Annotated in this window: 16 protein-coding genes; 9 read left to right on the top strand and 7 right to left on the bottom strand. The window is 65.6% G+C overall.

Annotated elements, in window-relative coordinates:
* From EPO50_RS24510 to EPO50_RS24500, 3 genes are all read left to right on the top strand, one after another.
* The coding region (locus EPO50_RS24510) for an ammonium transporter (RefSeq protein ID WP_296348458.1) at positions 1-904 on the top strand (904 nt) is incomplete at its 5' end.
* Positions 905-1,091: 187 nt separating this feature from the next.
* Positions 1,092-1,430: a P-II family nitrogen regulator gene (locus EPO50_RS24505; RefSeq protein ID WP_020699078.1), complete on the top strand. Its 339-nt coding sequence runs from the start codon at positions 1,092-1,094 to the stop codon at positions 1,428-1,430.
* 107 nt (positions 1,431-1,537) lie between these two features.
* Positions 1,538-2,812, top strand: coding sequence for an ammonium transporter (locus tag EPO50_RS24500; RefSeq protein ID WP_296348460.1), 1,275 nt, complete (start codon positions 1,538-1,540; stop codon positions 2,810-2,812).
* Between the two features lie 9 nt (positions 2,813-2,821).
* Here EPO50_RS24500 and EPO50_RS24495 read toward each other — a convergent pair whose 3' ends face one another.
* Positions 2,822-3,724, bottom strand: a complete 903-nt coding sequence (locus tag EPO50_RS24495) for a LysR substrate-binding domain-containing protein (protein WP_296348455.1) — start codon at positions 3,722-3,724, stop codon at positions 2,822-2,824.
* Between the two features lie 111 nt (positions 3,725-3,835).
* On the opposite strand from EPO50_RS24495, the gene EPO50_RS24490 reads away from it, so the two are divergent.
* From EPO50_RS24490 to EPO50_RS24465, 6 genes are all read left to right on the top strand, one after another.
* The gene (locus tag EPO50_RS24490; RefSeq protein ID WP_296348453.1) at positions 3,836-4,708 is read left to right on the top strand and encodes a pirin family protein; all 873 of its coding nucleotides are present in this window, start codon (positions 3,836-3,838) and stop codon (positions 4,706-4,708) included.
* A gap of 210 nt (positions 4,709-4,918) precedes the next feature.
* Complete coding sequence (locus EPO50_RS24485; RefSeq protein WP_296348451.1) at positions 4,919-6,124, top strand: aminotransferase class I/II-fold pyridoxal phosphate-dependent enzyme; 1,206 nt, start codon at positions 4,919-4,921, stop codon at positions 6,122-6,124.
* 15 nt (positions 6,125-6,139) lie between these two features.
* Entirely contained in the window at positions 6,140-8,998 is a 2,859-nt protein-coding gene (locus EPO50_RS24480; RefSeq protein ID WP_296348449.1) for a DNA translocase FtsK, read from the top strand.
* Between the two features lie 38 nt (positions 8,999-9,036).
* A complete protein-coding gene (locus EPO50_RS24475) occupies positions 9,037-10,758 on the top strand; it encodes an MlaD family protein (RefSeq protein ID WP_296348447.1) in 1,722 nt (573 codons plus the stop codon).
* Positions 10,755-11,345, top strand: coding sequence for a membrane integrity-associated transporter subunit PqiC (locus tag EPO50_RS24470; protein ID WP_296348445.1), 591 nt, complete (start codon positions 10,755-10,757; stop codon positions 11,343-11,345). The genes EPO50_RS24475 and EPO50_RS24470 overlap by 4 nt, the downstream gene beginning before the upstream one ends.
* Positions 11,346-12,710 carry a paraquat-inducible protein A gene (locus EPO50_RS24465; protein ID WP_296348443.1) on the top strand — a complete coding sequence of 455 codons (1,365 nt, stop codon included), beginning with the start codon at positions 11,346-11,348 and terminating at the stop codon, positions 12,708-12,710.
* Here EPO50_RS24465 and EPO50_RS24460 read toward each other — a convergent pair.
* The 6 genes from EPO50_RS24460 to EPO50_RS24435 all read right to left on the bottom strand — a co-directional run.
* On the bottom strand, positions 12,679-13,386 hold the full coding sequence (locus EPO50_RS24460) for a DUF2490 domain-containing protein (RefSeq protein ID WP_296348441.1): 708 nt from the start codon (positions 13,384-13,386) through the stop codon (positions 12,679-12,681). The two genes, EPO50_RS24465 and EPO50_RS24460, sit on opposite strands and share 32 nt — an antisense overlap.
* Positions 13,387-13,440: 54 nt before the next feature.
* A complete protein-coding gene (locus EPO50_RS24455) occupies positions 13,441-13,857 on the bottom strand; it encodes a four-helix bundle copper-binding protein (RefSeq protein ID WP_296348439.1) in 417 nt (138 codons plus the stop codon).
* 65 nt (positions 13,858-13,922) lie between these two features.
* On the bottom strand, positions 13,923-14,564 hold the full coding sequence (hisH, locus tag EPO50_RS24450) for an imidazole glycerol phosphate synthase subunit HisH (RefSeq protein WP_296348437.1): 642 nt from the start codon (positions 14,562-14,564) through the stop codon (positions 13,923-13,925).
* Positions 14,565-14,569: 5 nt separating this feature from the next.
* Positions 14,570-15,247: an imidazoleglycerol-phosphate dehydratase HisB gene (gene hisB, locus EPO50_RS24445; RefSeq protein ID WP_296348434.1), complete on the bottom strand. Its 678-nt coding sequence runs from the start codon at positions 15,245-15,247 to the stop codon at positions 14,570-14,572.
* 26 nt (positions 15,248-15,273) lie between these two features.
* A complete protein-coding gene (locus EPO50_RS24440) occupies positions 15,274-16,179 on the bottom strand; it encodes a DMT family transporter (RefSeq protein WP_296348432.1) in 906 nt (301 codons plus the stop codon).
* Positions 16,180-16,205: 26 nt separating this feature from the next.
* On the bottom strand, positions 16,206-17,433 hold a 1,228-nt coding region (locus EPO50_RS24435; protein ID WP_296348430.1), incomplete at its 5' end, for an acyl-CoA dehydrogenase family protein.

Genomic DNA, 17,433 nt, shown 5'->3' with positions numbered 1-17,433 from the left:
CACCTTCGCCATCATCACGCCGGCCCTGATCGCCGGCGCCTTCGCCGAGCGCATGAAGTTCTCGGCGATGATGTGGTTCATGGCGCTGTGGTCGCTGATCGTCTATGCGCCGATCGCCCATTGGGTGTGGGGCGGCGGCTTCCTCGGCGACTGGGGCGTGCTCGACTTCGCTGGCGGTACCGTCGTGCATATCAATGCCGGCGTCGCGGGTCTCGTCTGCGCGCTCGTGCTCGGCAAGCGCAAGGGCTTCGGCACCGACAATATGGCGCCGCACAACCTCGTCTACTCGGTGATCGGCGCTGCTCTGCTGTGGGTCGGCTGGTTCGGGTTCAACGCCGGCTCCGCCGTCGGCGCCAGCGTCAATGCAGGCATGGCGATGGCGGTCACGCAGTTCGCCACGGCGGCGGGCGCGCTGGCCTGGATGTTCGCGGAGTGGGTGACGCGCGGCAAGCCGTCGGTCCTCGGCATCATCTCCGGGGCGGTTGCCGGCCTGGTCGCCATCACGCCGGCTTCCGGCTTCGTCAATCCGATGGGCTCGCTGGCGATCGGCATCGTCGCCGGCCTCGTCTGCTTCTGGGGCGCCACGGGGCTCAAGAAGGCGATGGGCTACGATGACTCGCTCGACGCGTTCGGCGTGCACGGTGTCGGCGGGTTCGTCGGCGCCATCCTGACGGGTGTGTTCGCCGTCGAAGTGATTGGCGGCGAGGGCAAGAAGGGCCTGATCGACGGCAATGCCGGCCAGGTGCTGACGCAGCTCTGGGGCTCGCTGGTCTGCATCGCCTGGTGTGCCGTCGCCACCTTCGTGATTCTCAAGGTCGTCGATGCCCTGATCGGGCTGCGTGTCACGACCGAGGAAGAGATCGAAGGTCTCGACATCAACCTGCACGGAGAGACGATCCACTAACCGTCTCGTCTTTAACGATCGGGAACCACTTTTCCTCCTGGTTCCCCATCGTCCGTCGCTTCCGTGTCGCGACGGCGTCCTCGGGCCCGGCGAGTCCCTCGCCGGGCCTATTTTTGCGCGAAATTGACGCCGACGACGCCCCACGCCAGTCTGTCGCCGACAGCCGGAAAATCAGAAGGGGAAGCAGATGAAACTCGTGTCCGCCATCATCAAGCCGTTCAAGCTAGACGAAGTGCGCGACGCGCTGACCGGTGTCGGGGTTTCGGGCCTGACCGTGAGCGAAGTGAAGGGCTTCGGCCGCCAGAAGGGGCAGACCGAGATCTATCGCGGTGCTGAGTATCTCGTGAGCTTCCTGCCCAAGGTGAAGATCGAGATCGTGGTCGACGACAGCCAGGTCGAGCGCGCCATCGAGGCCATCCAGAAAGCCGCCCACACCGGCAAGATCGGCGACGGCAAGATCTTCGTCACGCCGGTCGAGCAGGCCGTGCGCATCCGCACCGGTGAATCGGGCTCGAACGCACTCTAGGCGGAGAGAGAAGGCTCAAGCGTCAAGCAAGACAAAGACAAGCAAGAAAAGACACGGGGGAACACATGCACAAGACGGTCCTGCGCATCGGCGCGCCATTGGCGTGCATGCTGGCGTTTGTCCCCGCGGTGTCGGCGGCGGACAAGCCTCAGATCGACACCGGGGACACCGCCTGGCTGCTGGTGGCCACGGTGCTGGTGCTGATGATGAACATCCCCGGCCTGGCGCTCTTCTACGCCGGCATGGTGCGCAAGAAGAACGTGCTGGCGACGGCGGTGCAGGCCGTCGCCGTCGCCGCCCTGGTGACGGTGCTGTGGTTCGTGGTCGGCTATTCGCTCGCCTTCACCGATGGCGGAGGGCTGAACGGCATCATCGGATCGCTGTCGCGCGCCTTCGGCAAGGGCCTGCTGGGCAGCGTCCACGATCTCGCGAAGACCGTGCCGGAGAATGTCTTCCTGATGTATCAGGCGACCTTCGCCGTCATCACGCCGGCCATCATCGCCGGTGCCTTCGCCGAGCGCATGAAGTTCTCGGCCATGATGTGGTTCATGGGCTTGTGGCTGCTGTTCGTCTATGTGCCGGTGGCGCATTGGGTGTGGGGCGGCGGCTTCCTCGGCGCGGCGGGCGTGCTCGACTTCGCCGGTGGCCTCGTCGTCCATCTCAATGCCGGCATCGCGGCGCTCGTCTGCTGCCTGGTGATGGGTAAGCGCGTGGGTTACGGCCAGGAATACATGGCGCCGCACAATCTGGTGCTTACCCTGATCGGCACGTCACTGCTCTGGGTCGGCTGGTTCGGCTTCAATGCTGGCTCGGCGCTGGCGTCGGGCGAGTTGGCCGGCAGCGCCATGCTGAACACCCATGTCGCCGCGTCCACGGCGGCGCTGGTCTGGATGGCGATCGAATGGGTCGCGCGCGGCAAGCCGTCGGTCCTCGGTATCCTCACGGGTGCCGTCGCGGGGCTCGGCACCATCACGCCGGCCGCCGGCTATGTCGAGCCCTGGGCGGCCATGGTGATCGGCGTCGCAGCCGGCGCGGTCTGCTATTGGGCCTCGGTCGTGCTGAAGAACCAGCTGGGCTACGACGATTCGCTCGACGTGTTCGGCGTTCACGGCGTCGGCGGCATCCTGGGTTCGATCCTGGTCGGCGTGTTCGCCACGAGGGCGATCAACGATGTCGCCAAGGGCCAACCGGTCGGATTGGTCGACGGCAACGGTGGACAGATACTGACCCAGCTCTATGGCGTCGCGGCCATCGCGATCTTCTGCGGTGTGGCGACCTGGATCATCCTCAAGATCATCGACGCTGCGATCGGCCTGCGCGTTACCCGGGACGAGGAAGTCGAAGGCCTCGACACCGCCCTGCACGGTGAGCGCGTCCAGTAGCGTGGACGTTTACCGACGATGCGGTCGGCATTCGTCGGAGAGGAAATCGAGCAAGGCGCGGATCGATGGCAGCAGGCCGCGCCGCGATGGAAAGACGGCGTAGACGACCTCGTTGTGTGGCCGCCAGTGCGGCAGCACGTCGATCAGCCGGCCCGCGGCGATATCCTCTTCGACCATCAGGATCGGTATCTGCGCCACGCCGACGCCTTCCAGAGCGGCGGCGCGCAGGGCGGCGAGATCGTCGGTGATGAGGCGCGGCTGGTGGTGGACCTCCGCGGTGCGGCCGTCCGAATGTTCGAGACGCCAGATGTGCGCATCCTGCGGCAGGCCGAGATCGAGGCTGGGAATGGTGCTGAGGTCGGTGGGCGCCTCGGTCGGCGGACAGCCCTTCAGCAGCGCGGGGCTGCCCACCAGCCCCTGTTCGGCCTCGCCGAGCTTGCGCATCACGAGGTCGGCCTGGTCCAGGGCCTGGGCGCCGATGCGGATGGCGAGATCGTAGCCTTCGGCGATCAGGTCGACCTTGCGGTTCATGGCCTTGAGGTGGACCCGCACCCTGGGATGCCGGGCCATGAAGTGCGCGACCAGCTCGCCGAACTGGTAGTCGAGCAGTCCGGGCGGGCAGCTCATCCGGATCACACCCTGCGGTTCGGACCGCACTGAATCGATCACGGCCTGCGCGGCCTCGGCCTCGACCAGCATGGCGCGGCATTGGCGGTAATATTCCTGGCCGATCTCGGTGACGGAGAAGCTGCGGCTGGATCGCTGGATCAGCCGGACGCCCAGCCGATCCTCGAGCAGGCCGATGCGGCGGCTGAGCTTTGATTTCTGCATCCCCAACGCCCGGGCGGCCGGCGCAAAGCCCGCATGCTCGACCACCTGGGCGAAGTAGTAGAGGTCGTTGAGGTCTTCCATCGTCCTATTGGTAGGACGCTGTGTGCCGCATGGCAATTCTACCGGTGCAGCCGCTGCAGACCCATCTCCAACCCAACACACCGCAGGCGATGGCCTGCAAGGAAGAGGAACATGAAGAAGGTTTTGGGCGTCTACGGCAATCCGCATCCGCATTGGGTGGGCGATGGCTTCCCCGTGCGGTCGCTCTTCTCCTACGACGGCCTCGGCGCGCGGCTCAGCCCGTTCCTGCTGCTCGACTATGCGGGACCGATGCAGTTCGAGCCGGTCCTGCTCCCGCGCGGCGTCGGCGAGCATCCGCACCGTGGTTTCGAGACTGTGACGGTCGTCTACGAGGGCGAGGTCGCGCACAAGGACTCGACCGGCCAGGGCGGCGTCATCGGCCCCGGTGACGTGCAGTGGATGACCGCAGGCAGCGGCATCCTGCACGAGGAGTTTCACTCGCCCGCCTTCAGCGAAAAGGGCGGCACGCTGCGGATGGTTCAGCTCTGGGTCAACCTGCCGGCCAAGGACAAGATGTCCGCGCCCGGCTACCAGGCGATCGTCGACGCCGACATCCCGTCGGTGCCGCTACCCGAGGGGGCAGGTCGTGTCCGCGTGATCGCCGGCAGCTACGCCGGCAAGACCGGACCGGCGCGTACCTTCACGCCGATGAATGTCTGGGACCTTCGGTTGACGAGAGGCGGACGTGTGATGCTCGACCTTCCTGATGGCCACACCGCGGCGCTCGCCGTGCTGACGGGGCGGCTCTCGGTCAACGACGGCCAGCCCGTGGAAGAGGCCAAACTGGTCGTGCTCGATCGCAAGGGCACCAGCCTCACGCTCGAGGCCGAGAGCGACACGACGGTGCTGCTGCTGAGCGGCGAACCAATCGACGAGCCGGTCGTGGGCTACGGTCCGTTCGTGATGAACAGCGAGGCCGAGATCAGGCAGGCCGTCGAAGACTTCAACAAGGGCCGCTTTGGCGCCATGCCGAGTGGGACCTGACCAGGGTAGGAGAGAGGACAGGCCTAGAGATGGTGGGTGGGGGCGGGTCTCCCACCCAACCCTTTCTGTCATCTCAAGAAAATGACCTATTCCATTGTTGTTATTGGGTAATTTGTTTCATAGAATAGAGGCTGTTTAAGCCGTCTGGTCCACTCCCGACGGCGCTATTGGTTTGTTCCTGGCCGGCACCCGGCCCCTTTGGATGGCAAGATGTTCAATCCGCGCCTGACTGAGACGCTGACCGATTTTCCGTTCGCGCGGTTGAATAGCCTGATCGCCCCGATCGCACCGCCGGCGCACCTGTCGCTGATCAACATGTCGGTCGGCGAACCGCAGGGCGCGATGCCCGCTTTCGCGCGACAGATCGTCAATGACGAGATTGACGGCTGGAATCGCTATCCGCCCAATCAGGGTCTGCCTGACTTGAATCTCGCCATCTGCGAATGGCTGACGCGACGTTATCGGCTGCCCAAGGGCCTGCTCGATCCCGACGTGCATGTTCATCCGACGGCGGGCAGCAAGGAAGGCGTCTACATCATCTCGACGGTGGCGACGCCGCAGCAGAAGGGTGGAGCCAAGCCGATCGTGGCGCTGCCCAATCCGTTTTATCAGGCCTATCTCGGGGGCGCGGTTCTGTCGGGTGGCGAACCGCTGCTGGTCAATGCCGAAGAGTCCAACGGCTTCCTGCCGGACTATGAAAGTCTCGACGAAGCGACCTGGCAGCGCCTGTCCGTCGTCTATCTCTGCTCGCCGGCCAATCCGCAGGGTGCGATCGCGAGCAAGGATTATCTGAAGAAGCTGCTCCGTCTCTGCCGGAAGTACGACACCGTGCTGGCGGTCGATGAGTGTTACGCCGAGATCTACACCGGCGATGCTCCGCCGGGTGCTCTCGAGGTCGCCCTCGAGATCGACGAGACCGGCGGCAAGGACCCCTTTCGCAATCTCGCGGTCTTCCATTCGCTCTCGAAGCGCTCGAACGCCGCAGGACTGCGCTCCGGCTTCCTGGCAGGTGATCCCAAGCTGGTCGCCATCGTGCTGCGCTGGCGCACCTATGGCGGGCCGCAAATTCCCTTTGCCGTGCAGAAAGCATCGGCAGCCCTGTGGCGCGACGAGACGCATCCGGTCGAGACGCGCGAGTGGTATCGCAAGAATTTCAAGGTTGCCGAGCAGATCCTGCACAATCGCTTCGCCTACTACACGCCGGGCGGCGGCTTTTTCCTGTGGCTCGACGTCGGCGACGGCGAAGCCGCGACGCGCAAGCTGTGGGGCGAGGCACACGTCAAAGTGCTGCCGGGCGCTTACGCCTGTCGCGAAACCAACGGAATCAACACCGCCCAGCGCTACATTCGCGTGGCGCTGGTGCATGACGAAAAGACCACCCGCGAGGGCCTGTCGCGCCTCGCGGCCGTTCTGTAGGGAGCGCAATCGCGCATGGCCATGCTGAGCCTGTCTTCAGCGTTGCAGCCTCGGACGTCGATCCTGCCGGAAGGCGGGCGCGATTTCCTGCGCCGTCGCATGATGGAGGTTGTCGGCGTCGCCACGGCGGCTTTCGGCCTGGCGTTGATGATGGCGTTGTTCACCTACAGCCCCGGCGATCCCTCGCTGAACCACGCGACCGCGCGCGCGCCCAACAATCTGCTGGGCCTGCCCGGCGCCTACATTTCCGACCTGCTGCTGCAGACCTTCGGTCTGGCCATCATCCTGGCGCCTGTGGCCTTCATCACCTGGGGGGTGCGCATGGTGCGTACCCATCATCTCGGCTTCTTCGGCCTGCGGCTCTCGCTGCTGCTGCTGGCGTTGCTGATGATGAGCGTGGCCTGCGTTGGCCTGGGCGATGTCGGTGGCGCCGCTACGCACGCTGGACCCGGCGGCCTCGTGGGCCTGGCGCTGGTCGGCCGTTTTCGCGAACTTGTGCTGACCCATTCCAGCGGCGGGGCGCTCACCCTGATCGAGCCGGGCTGCGCGGCGCTTGCCTTCATCGCCATGGCGCCGGCGCTGGGCATGAACCGCACCGACCTGCCGCTGATCTTCCGCATCCTGCGCGCGCCCTTCCTGTGGGGTGTGTGGGGCATGCGCGCTGCGGTCGGCCTGTGGCGCGGCAAACCACAGCCGCTCGATGAGGAGACCGATCTGCCGTCGCCGTCGATCGGCTATGCCGAGATTCCGGGTGAGATCGACGCCAGCCATTACAAGCCCGGCGACTTCGAGAACCGCTATGAGCAGATTCCCGAGGACGGCACACCGATTCCGTCCCGTGAGTCGCTGATGGTCGACGCGCCCTATGCGCCGATCGAGCGCGCCACGCCGGATATCCCGCAGGCGCCCGTGCCGCTGGAGCCGCATCTGCCGTCGTACGAAGTCCCGGCCGAGCCCGTGGCGGAGCGGACCCTGTTCAGCCGGCTTTCGGGTCTGCGTATCGAACCGTTTATGCGCCGCTCGACGACGGCCGCCCCGCAGGGTGCGGAACGTGTCGAACCGGTGATGGCGCCTTTCGAGGCACCTCAACAGCCGGTACAGCCCACGGCTGTGCCCGTCGCCCCTGCGGCTCCGCCGCAGCAGCAGGAGTACGAGGACGCGTCCGCCTCGGCGAGCGACGCGCCATCCGAGGCCGAGGAGGAGAACCCCTTCGCGCCTGACTCGCTCGAGGCCGAGCAGCCCGTCCAGGGGGGACCGGCGGCGCCCAGCGGTGTGAAGATCGTGCCACGCAAGTCTGCGGCCGCGCAGGGCAAGCGGGCTGCGAAGGCAGGCCAGCGCGAGCTCGATCTCAGCAACGAATACAAGTTGCCGCCGCTCGACATCCTGTCACTGCCCTCGCGCGTCACCAACGAGCCCAAGATCGACGAGGAAGCACTGGAGCAGAACGCCCGCCTGCTCGAGACCGTGCTCGACGATTTCGGTGTCAAAGGCCAGATCGTGAAAGTGCGGCCGGGCCCGGTCGTGACGCTCTACGAGCTGGAGCCGGCGCCAGGCACCAAGTCGAGCCGGGTCATCGGCCTCGCCGACGACATCGCCCGCTCGATGAGCGCAGTGTCGGCACGCGTCGCCACCGTGCCGGGCCGCAACGTGATTGGCATCGAGCTGCCCAATGCCAAGCGCGAGACAGTGTTCCTGCGCGAGCTGCTGTCGACCCGCCATTACGAGGACAACCGTCTCGGCCTGCCGCTGGCGCTGGGCAAGGATATCGGCGGCGACCCGGTGATCGCCGACCTCGCCCGCATGCCGCATCTGCTGATCGGCGGCACCACCGGCTCGGGCAAGTCGGTGGCGGTCAACACCATGATCCTGTCGCTGCTCTACAGGCTGCCGCCAGATCGCTGCCGCTTCATCATGATCGATCCCAAGATGCTGGAACTCAGCGTCTATCAGGATATCCCGCATCTGCTCACGCCCGTCGTCACCGAGCCACGCAAGGCGATCGTGGCGCTGAAGTGGGTGGTTCGGGAGATGGAGGATCGCTACCGCGCCATGAGCTCGGTCGGCGTCCGCAACATCGCAGGCTACAACGAGAAGCTCGTCGAGACGGCCCGCAAGGGCGGCGCGCTGACGCGCAAGGTCCAGACCGGCATCGATCCGGAAACCCGCCGGCCGACCTTCGAGGACGAGGAGATCGACCTCACGCCGCTGCCCTTCATCGTGGTCATCATCGACGAGATGGCCGACCTGATGCTGGTTGCCGGCAAGGAGATCGAGGCGGCCGTCCAGCGCCTGGCGCAGATGGCGCGCGCCGCCGGCATCCACGTCGTCATGGCCACGCAGCGTCCGTCGGTCGACGTCATCACCGGCACCATCAAGGCCAACTTCCCGACCCGCATCTCCTTCCAGGTCACCTCGAAGATCGACAGCCGCACCATCCTGGGCGAGCAGGGCGGCGAGCAGCTCCTGGGCCAAGGCGACATGCTCTACATGGCCGGTGGCGGCAAGATCGCCCGTGTTCACGGCCCGTTCGTGAGCGACGGCGAGGTCGAGGAGGTGGTCCGCCACCTCAGGGCGCAGGGTGCACCGGCCTATATCGACTCCGTCACCGATGACCCCGAAGGCGAGGCCGAAGGGGCCGGTCTGCCGGGCGGCGGCGAGGAGGGCGAGAGCGACCAGCTCTACGACCAGGCGATTGCCCTGGTCGCCCGCGAGCGGAAATGCAGCACAAGCTTTATCCAGCGCTACCTCCAGATCGGCTATAACAGGGCCGCCCGCATTGTCGAACGCATGGAACGCGAGGGCGTCGTCAGCCCGGCCAACCATGTCGGCAAGCGCGAGGTCCTGGCTCGCGACATCGACGATCGCGAGCGCTGAAACGCCCGCAGCGAGCGATTGGGGGCGAACGAGGAGCGATGAGCGAACAAGCCCCGTCTGGATCAACATCGGCCACCCCTGTCGGTGGCCGCGTCGTTCCAACCGCACCGGTCCGCCGCCGCCGCCGCATTCCCCTGATCTGGATCGTGCCGTTCCTGACGGCACTGATCGCGCTCTATCTTGCCTGGGACACTTTTTCCAAGCGCGGTCCCACGATCACTGTCTCGTTCGATACGGCCTCGGGCCTGACGCCGGGCCAGTCGCAGCTCAAGTACCGCAACGTCGTGATGGGGACGGTGAAGAGCATCGCCATATCGCCCGATCTCGACAATGTACTGGTCACCATCGAGACGGTGCGCGAGGCCGAGCCCTTGCTTACCGACAAGACGATCTTCTGGGTCGTGAAGCCTCAGCTCTTTGCCGGCAGCATCTCCGGCCTGGAGACCATCCTGTCCGGCTCCTACATCGGCATGCGGCCCTCCGTGGAGAGCGGCCAGCCGCAGCGCGAGTTCGTCGGCCAACAGGATCCGCCGGTGCTGCAGGCGTCGGCCAAGGGCACGACGTTCCGGCTCGACACCAAGCGGCTCGGGTCGATCGGCCTCGGCGCACCAGTCTTCTTCCGCGATATCGATGTCGGCACGGTGCTGGGTTGGGACCTGCATGACCTCGCCAACAGCGTGACCATCCATGCCTTCGTCCGCGCGCCGTTCGACAAATACGTGCGTAATGATTCGAGCTTCTGGGATGCGTCCGGCATCTCGGTCAAGCTCAACTCCGATGGTCTCGACATACAGCTCGAGTCGCTACGCGCGGTGCTGCTGGGCGGCATCGCCTTCGACACGCCGCAGGGTTCGACGCAGCCGGTCGCCAAGGCCGATCAGGCATTCGAACTCTTCAAGAATCTCGATCAGGCCAAGGCGGCGGGCTTCGGCCAACAGATCAAGCTGGTGTCGTATTTCTCGAGCTCCGTCGCCGGCCTCTCTGTGGGCGCCGATGTTACGTTTCACGGAATCAAGATCGGCGAAGTCACCGATGTCGACCTGGTCTTCGATCAGCAAACCGACCGCGTTCTGGTTCCCGTCCGCTATCGGGTCGAGGCAGGCCGTGTCGCCAATCTTGCCAAGGCGCAGGGGATGGAACCTGAAAAGATCGCCGATGAGATGATCAAGCGCGGCCTGCGCGCCACGCTCGAGGCGCCGAGCCTGCTGACCGGCCAGAAGATCATCGCCTTCCAGGTCCTGCCGGACGCCAAACCCGGGGAGCTGCGCAAGGTCGGCGATCACTATGTGATCCCGAGTGCCGCGACCGGAGGCTTCGACAGCATCACGCGGGCGGCGTCGGAACTTCTCTCCAAGATCAATCGCATCGACTTCGACCGCATCGGCAATAGCCTGGTCAACGCGGCGTCCGGCCTCGACAGCACCGTGAACGGCCCGCAGATCAAGGCGACTCTGGCGGCGCTGGAAAAGGCGATGCTCGACGTGCAGGACATCACCCGCAAGCTCGACAAGGATGCCACGCCTGCTCTGAAGCGTTTGCCCGAGATCGCCCAGCAGCTCCAGGACGCCGTCACCAAGGCCAATCGCCTGATCGGGTCGGTCGACAAGGGTTACGGCGACCAATCGAAGTTCCATCGCGACCTCGACCGGTTGATCCCGCAGCTCACCGATGCCGCCCGCTCGCTCCGGGCCTTGAGCGATCTGCTGACGCGCCACCCAGAAGCCTTGATCAAGGGCCGCACCAACACGGGCAAGGAATGACCATCCACCATCTCGGCCGCCGCCGCCTCGGCGCTTTTGTCGTGCCCGTTCTTGCGGCCCCCGCCCTCGTGGCCTGCGGCGCCTCGCCGGAGCCTGGGCTCTACACGCTCGTGGTGCGGCCAGGTTCGACCCTGCCGCGAGGCCCGGCAATCGTGCAGGTCCGCGATATCGGCCTGCCCGGCTATCTCGACCGCAAGGAAATCGTGCGCTCGACGGAGGATTTCAAACTCGACGTCCGCGCCAATGCTTGGTGGGGCGAGCCGGTCGGCGGGATGCTGGGCCGCATTCTGGTGCTCGATCTCTCGCAGCGTCTGCCCAACAGCAAGGTCTATGGCGAGGCGGGCTCGATCACCCTGGATCCCAACGCCACCGTCGGCGTCGATATCCAGCGCCTCGATGCCGACAAGGCCGGCACCGTGATCCTGGTGGCGCAGGTCGCCGTCCAGTTCAACCGGCCCACCCGTTCGGCCTTGCGCAACTTCTCCATCAGCAAGCCCGTACCGACGCCTGATACCACAGGCCATGTCGCCGCCATGAGCGACGCGGTCGGCGAGCTTGCGGACGGCATCGCGGCGATGCTGCAGTAGATGGCCGTCAGCGGCCCGACAGAGCTGGTCACGGGACCGCAGCTTCGCGAGTGCCATGGCTGCGGGCTCTTCCAGGTCGTGCCGGCGATGGCGGCCAACATGCGCTGCGATTGCGAGCGCTGCGGCACGCCGCTCAGAGCGACACGCGCCGATCCGACCGGCCACTGCCTCGCATTGACTTTCGCCTCGCTGGTCCTGTTCGCGGTGCTCTGGCTCACCATGCTGATGAAGGTCTCGACCGCCGGCATCGTGCACGAGACCGGGCTGCTTTCTGGTCCGGCCGAGCTGGTGCGACACGGGCTGTGGCCGCTCGCCATCGCCGTTGCCTTCACCACGGCGCTGGCGCCGCTAGGCAAGTTTGCCGGTACACTCTACGTGCTGGTCGGACTGCGCATGAGGACGCCGCCCCCCAACCTGCATCGCATCTTCCTGCTTTCGCGCAAGCTCGGCACTTGGTCCATGCTCGAGGTGCTGCTGCTGGGCGTATTCGTGGCCTACACCAAGCTCGGCGACTTGGTGACGATCGAGCTGGGGCCAGCGGTGTATGCGCTCGGCATCCTGACCATCGTCGTCGTCTGGGCCGAGCTGGCGCTTGATCCGCAGGCGGTCTGGGAAGGGATCGAACGGCGTGGCCAAACCCATGCGCCGATGCCGGCCGTGGCGCCGATGGAATATCGCCCCGGCGCCGCGGGTTGTGAGAATTGTGGCTTGGTTTGCATGCCGGCGGAGCATGATGGCAAATGTCCGCGCTGCGGCTCCATAGTGCACGAGCGCAAACCTGATGCCATCGGCCGCACCATTGCCCTCGTGATCGCGGGCGCCGTTCTTTACATCCCGGCCAACGTCTATCCGGTGCTGACTGTGATTCAGCTCGGCTCTGGATCGCCCAGCACCATCATGGGCGGTGTCGAGGAGCTGGTGTCGTCCAAGATGTATCCGCTGGCGCTGCTGGTGTTCTTTGCCAGCGTGCTGGTGCCGCTGTTCAAGCTACTCGGGCTCGCTGCGATGATCTCGGCGACCAAGCTGACGAGCAGCGCCGAGGCGGCCGGCGTTCTGCTGCGCCAGCGCACACGTCTCTATTTCATCGTCGCCTGGATCGGCCGATGGTCGATGGTCGACATTTTCATGGAGTCGCTGCTGGGCGCTCTGGTGCAGTTCGGCAGCGCCGTCACCATCGATCCAGGGGCCGGCGCCATGGCGTTCTGTGCGGTCGTGATCGTCACCATCTTTGCGGCTGAGGCTTTCGACCCACGACTGATGTGGGATGCCGCTGCGCGCAATGCGCATCGTCCGGCGTTGCCCCGGGCTGCCGAGCGGGTTCCTGCACTCGGTCTCAGTTCAGGTCAAAGACCAGGTTCAGCTTGATATTGTGCACGTTGCGGACGTTGCCTGGCGCGTTGAACGTATCGAGCTCGTAGCCGAGCGAGGCCCGGCTCCAACGGGTGAGCTGACGGCCAAAGCCTGCAAAGGCGCGGTTCTGGGCGAAGCCCTGTACCCGGCCAGGCGCATTGTTGCCGACATTGAGGAAGACCTCATTAGAAAACGCCAGCTCCCACGGCGTCTCCCCGAGCGGCACGCGCACGCCGGCCAGCAGGCGGGTGCGGACCAGATAGGTACCATTGTCGAAGAACAGCTCCTCCCAGCGCCATCGGCCGGCGATGGGCAGATTATCCACGCGTGCCCGGTAGAGAATGTCCTGAAAGGCGCCGCGCGAGTTCGTCTGGCCGACGAGATAGCGCTGGAACTGGACATAGCCTGCGGCAACCGCCCAATGCGGTGACAGGATGTATTCGAACCCAGGCCGCACCTGAACGTCGCGCAGCAGGCCATTAGCGCTGTCGAAGCGCAGCTGGGTATCCATCTGAAACAGCCAGCGATCATCGATGCGATATCGCACACCGACCACGGGCGTCAGCCAAACCGCACCGCTTTGGAAGTTCGGTGCCGCGCCTTGCTGTTGGCGGCGCTGCGCTTCAGCCGGTATCGAGAAGAGGCAAAGAACTGCCGACAGGGCGAGGAGAGAGAAAACCGGCTTCGACACACACCGACGATATCGGTGCTGCCAGTGCGGAGCAATCGAGGTCGCTTCTCGAGGTCACGCGCCGGTGGCACCAAGCGATACGGCGGCTGCATCGCAAGCACGCTCGCAGGCGCGGCAGGCCTCGGCGCAGATCCTGCAATGTTCATGTTCCTCGGCGTGCCGCTCGCATTCATCGGCGCAGGCTCGACAGAGCTCCGCGCAGGTTTCGACCATGCGCTGGATCAGGGCTGGGCTCGCATGCGTGCGGCGGGTGAGCATAGGACCGGTGGCTGCGCAGGCGTCGGCGCAGTCGAGATTGAGGCGGATACAGCGGCCGAGCCCCGCCACGCCCTCTTCGCTCAGGCAGGCGTCTGCACAGGAGATGCACGCCTGAGCGCAGTCGAAACAGGCCTCGACGCAGTGCATCAGCGTGTCGTTGACAGCGCCGCTCGCCAGATGTGGATCGCTCAAGAACGTGGCGCGGACATGCATGCCGGCCCTCCCGCTTTTCCGGAACGCAGGAGGTGAACGCCGCAGTGAGCCGATTGGTTACAAGCTCAGGGCTTCCAGCGCAGAAAATTGGCGATCAGGCGCAAACCGGTCGCCTGGCTCTTTTCCGGATGGAACTGCGTGCCGGCGAGATTGTCGCGGCCGACAATGGCTGTGACCGATCCGCCATAGTCGGTCAGGCCGAGCACGGTCTCAGGCTTGCTGGCTGCGAGCTGGAAGGAGTGCACGAAGTAGGCATGGTCGCGCGGAGCAATGCCCTCCAGCAGGGCGTGCGGCTTGAGCGCACTCAGCTCATTCCAGCCCATATGCGGGATCTTGAGGTGATCCTTACCGGATTCGATGCGCACCACATCGCCTGCAATCCAGTCCAGGCCGGCATGGATGCCGTATTCGACGCCGCGCGTGGCCATGAGCTGCATGCCGACGCAGATGCCAAGGAAGGGCTTGCCGCGTTCAATGACCTCGCGCTGAAGGGTCTCGACCATGCCCGGCACGCCATACAGGCCGGCGCGGCAGTCGGCGAAGGCGCCGACGCCGGGCAGCACGATGCGATCGGCCTCGGCCACGTCGCGTGTCGAGGCCGTCACCAGCACGCGCTCGTGCGTGCCGGCTTCGCGCGCCGCGCGTTCGAAGGCCTTGGCGGCAGACCGCAGGTTGCCGGAGCCGTAATCGACGATAGCGACAGTCATGGACCTTAGAGCACGCCCTTGGTGCTGGGCACGCTGGTGAGCTGGCGCGGATCGAGCTCGATGGCGACCCGCAGCGCCCGGGCGATGCCCTTGAAGCAGCTTTCGACGATATGGTGGTTGTTGTCGCCGTAGTGGTTCCACACGTGCAAGGTCAGCCCGCCGAGCTGGGCGAAGGCCTGGAACCACTCCTTGAACAGTTCGGTGTCCATGGTGCCGAGCTTGGGCTTGGAGAAGTTCACCTTCCAGATCAGGTATGGCCGGTTCGAGGCGTCGAGCGCCACCTCGGTCAGGGTCTCGTCCATCGGGATATGCGCCGCGCCGTAGCGGCGGATGCCGGCGCGGTCGCCCAGCGCCTTGGTCAGGCACTCGCCCAGCACGATGCCCGCATCCTCGGTGGTGTGGTGGTAGTCGATGTGCAGGTCGCCCTCGGCGCGCAGCGTGATGTCGATCAGGCTGTGGCGCGAGAGCTGTTCCAGCATATGGTCGAGGAAGCCGATGCCCGTCTTGATGTCGTACTTGCCGGTGCCATCCAGATTGATGGCGGCGGCAATGCTCGTCTCCTTCGTGGCACGCGCGACATAGGCCCGACGCCCGCCGGTGCCCGGCGTCGTGAGGGTCTGGGACGGCGGCGCGGCCTTGGCTGGAGCTTTGGCAGGCGCTTTCTTTGCGGCCTGTTGGGCCATCGGAAGTCCTCTCGGTTGCGTCCCGTTCATACAGGAACGCGAGCGGCGCGGTCGAGCGCAACGCGCGTCAGAATGACGCCCAGCAGCACGATCAGGCCGCCGATCACACGGGCTGCCGTGAGCGGGTCGCTGAAGAAAGCAGCCGACAGGCCCACGCCTGCTACCGGGATCAGATACATGTAGACCATGACCCGACTGACCCCGAGCCGCTCCAGTCCGGCGGTGAGGCCGAGGAAGGCCACGCCCACGGGAAAGATCGCCGTATAGAGCCAGAACCCCAGGAGCCGGTCGTCGAGCCGTGCGAATTCACCGAGGGAATCGAAGAAAAGGGCGAAGGGCAGCAGGATCAGGGAGCCGAGCAGGGTCGTCCAGGCCATGACCTGAAGGGCTCCCAGCCGCTGGCTGTAGGGCGCCCCGCGCTCGACATAGAGCGCCCAGGCAAAGGCCGAGACCATCCAGAGCAGCGTGCCGTCGAGGCTGCCAAAGGAGAGGGTGAAGCTGGACAGGCTGTTGTTCACCACCAGGACGACGCCGGCGAAGGCCACGACGATACCGGCCCAGCCGAGTACGGAAAGCCGCCGGCCGGCGAACCAGGCGAGGATGGCGGAGAAGGCCGTGGTCGTGGTCATCACGATCGAGCCCACCGACGGCGCGCTACGCGCCATGGCGAGGCCCCAGCAGGCCTGGAATATCGTGACGCCGATGATCGACAGCAGGATCATCGGTACCCAGTCGCGCCGGGACAGGGCCATGGGCCGGCGCCGCAGCGCCAGTACGGCGAACAGGAAGAGGGCCGCGATCAGGTAGCGCGAGGCGCTGTACATCAGCGGACTCATGACCGTGAGCACATCCTTGGCGAAAGGATAGCTCGAGCCCATGAGCAGCGCCGTGCCAAGCATCAGGGCATCGCCGGCGTAGCGATGCCCCTTCATTCAACGCCTCTTGTGATGGGCGTCACTTACGTACGCGGTGCGGTCGAAGCCTTCTGTGCGCCCCAGAAGCCGAACAGCGTGCCGGCGACGCGGCGGATCTGGATTTCCTCCGAGCCTTCGGTGATGCGGTAGCGGCGGTGATGACGATAGATGTGCTCGAACGGCGTGTGGCGCGAATAGCCGATGCCGCCATGGACCTGGATGGCACGGTCGGCGGCGTCGCACACCAGTCGATTGGCGCGGTAGTTCGACATCGCCACCCATTCGCTCACGTTCATGTGGTGCTCGCGGTCGAGATGCCAGGCGGTCTTGCGTACGAGCCCGCGCGTCATCTCGGCCTCGGTGTGCAGCTCGGCCAGCGGGAACTGGATCGCCTGGTTGGTCGCCAGAGCCTTGCCGAACACCTTGCGGTTCTTGGCGTAGGCCACCGACATGTCGATGCAGTATTGCGCTGCGCCGAGGCTCGAAGCGGCCTGGCGGATGCGGTTCTCGTGCACGAAGGTCTGCGCCACGTCGAGGCCGCGGCCTTCCTCGCCCAGCATGGTCGAGTTCGGCACTGTCACGTTGGTCAGCGACACCTCGGCATGGTCGCTCGGCATGTTGAAAGTCCACCACATGTGCTCGATCTTGAAGCCGGGTGACTTCACGGGCACGAGGAACGCCGAGATCCCGCGCGCATCGCCTGCCTTGCCCGAGGTCCGGGCGAAGACGAGATCGACAGTGGCGGTGTGCATGCCGGTGTTGAACCGCTTCATGCCGTTGATCACCCAGTCGTCGCCCTGCTTGACGGCGGTGGTCTCCATGAACGTGGCATCGGAGCCGTGCAGGGGCTCGGTGAGGCCGAAGCCGATCCGCTCCGTTCCCCTGAACATGCCTTCGATGTAGCGGTCCTTCTGCTCCTGCGTGCCGAAGCGATGCAGCAGCAGGGCAACCGGGAAGTTGCCGACGATCGAGCTCTCGTTCTGCAGGTCGTTGTGCAGGCCGAGCCCCTTGTGCGCGAGATGCTCGCGGATGATCGCCATGGCGAGGTTGGAGCCGTCCTTGCCGCCCAGCGCCTTGGGCAGCCCGAAGCGCAGGTGGCCCGCCTTGTCGGCGCGGCGCTTCATCTCGGCCAGAAGCTCTTCCCATTCGTGGCGCGGCTGGCCGTCATTGTCCCAGTCGGTGCGCGCATGCTCGCGGCGATGGTCGAAGAAGCGGATATTGTCGTTCTCGCGCTCCAGCGGCCGGATCTCGCGCTCGATGAATTCGTCGAGC

The organism is Reyranella sp., from assembly GCF_004297405.1.
Lineage (GTDB): Bacteria > Pseudomonadota > Alphaproteobacteria > Reyranellales > Reyranellaceae > Reyranella.
The sequence above is the reverse complement of the archived record's forward strand: the minus strand, read 5'-3'. Positions and strand labels throughout refer to the sequence as shown.

Coding starts and splice junctions, on each gene's coding strand:
- EPO50_RS24505 (WP_020699078.1), top strand. CDS start 1,092: ATGAAACTCGTGTCCGCCATCATCAAGCCGTTCAAGCTAGACGAAGTG.
- EPO50_RS24500 (WP_296348460.1), top strand. CDS start 1,538: ATGCTGGCGTTTGTCCCCGCGGTGTCGGCGGCGGACAAGCCTCAGATC.
- EPO50_RS24495 (WP_296348455.1), bottom strand. CDS start 3,724: ATGGAAGACCTCAACGACCTCTACTACTTCGCCCAGGTGGTCGAGCAT.
- EPO50_RS24490 (WP_296348453.1), top strand. CDS start 3,836: ATGAAGAAGGTTTTGGGCGTCTACGGCAATCCGCATCCGCATTGGGTG.
- EPO50_RS24485 (WP_296348451.1), top strand. CDS start 4,919: ATGTTCAATCCGCGCCTGACTGAGACGCTGACCGATTTTCCGTTCGCG.
- EPO50_RS24480 (WP_296348449.1), top strand. CDS start 6,140: ATGGCCATGCTGAGCCTGTCTTCAGCGTTGCAGCCTCGGACGTCGATC.
- EPO50_RS24475 (WP_296348447.1), top strand. CDS start 9,037: ATGAGCGAACAAGCCCCGTCTGGATCAACATCGGCCACCCCTGTCGGT.
- EPO50_RS24470 (WP_296348445.1), top strand. CDS start 10,755: ATGACCATCCACCATCTCGGCCGCCGCCGCCTCGGCGCTTTTGTCGTG.
- EPO50_RS24465 (WP_296348443.1), top strand. CDS start 11,346: ATGGCCGTCAGCGGCCCGACAGAGCTGGTCACGGGACCGCAGCTTCGC.
- EPO50_RS24455 (WP_296348439.1), bottom strand. CDS start 13,857: ATGCATGTCCGCGCCACGTTCTTGAGCGATCCACATCTGGCGAGCGGC.
- hisH (WP_296348437.1), bottom strand. CDS start 14,564: ATGACTGTCGCTATCGTCGATTACGGCTCCGGCAACCTGCGGTCTGCC.
- hisB (WP_296348434.1), bottom strand. CDS start 15,247: ATGGCCCAACAGGCCGCAAAGAAAGCGCCTGCCAAAGCTCCAGCCAAG.
- EPO50_RS24440 (WP_296348432.1), bottom strand. CDS start 16,179: ATGAAGGGGCATCGCTACGCCGGCGATGCCCTGATGCTTGGCACGGCG.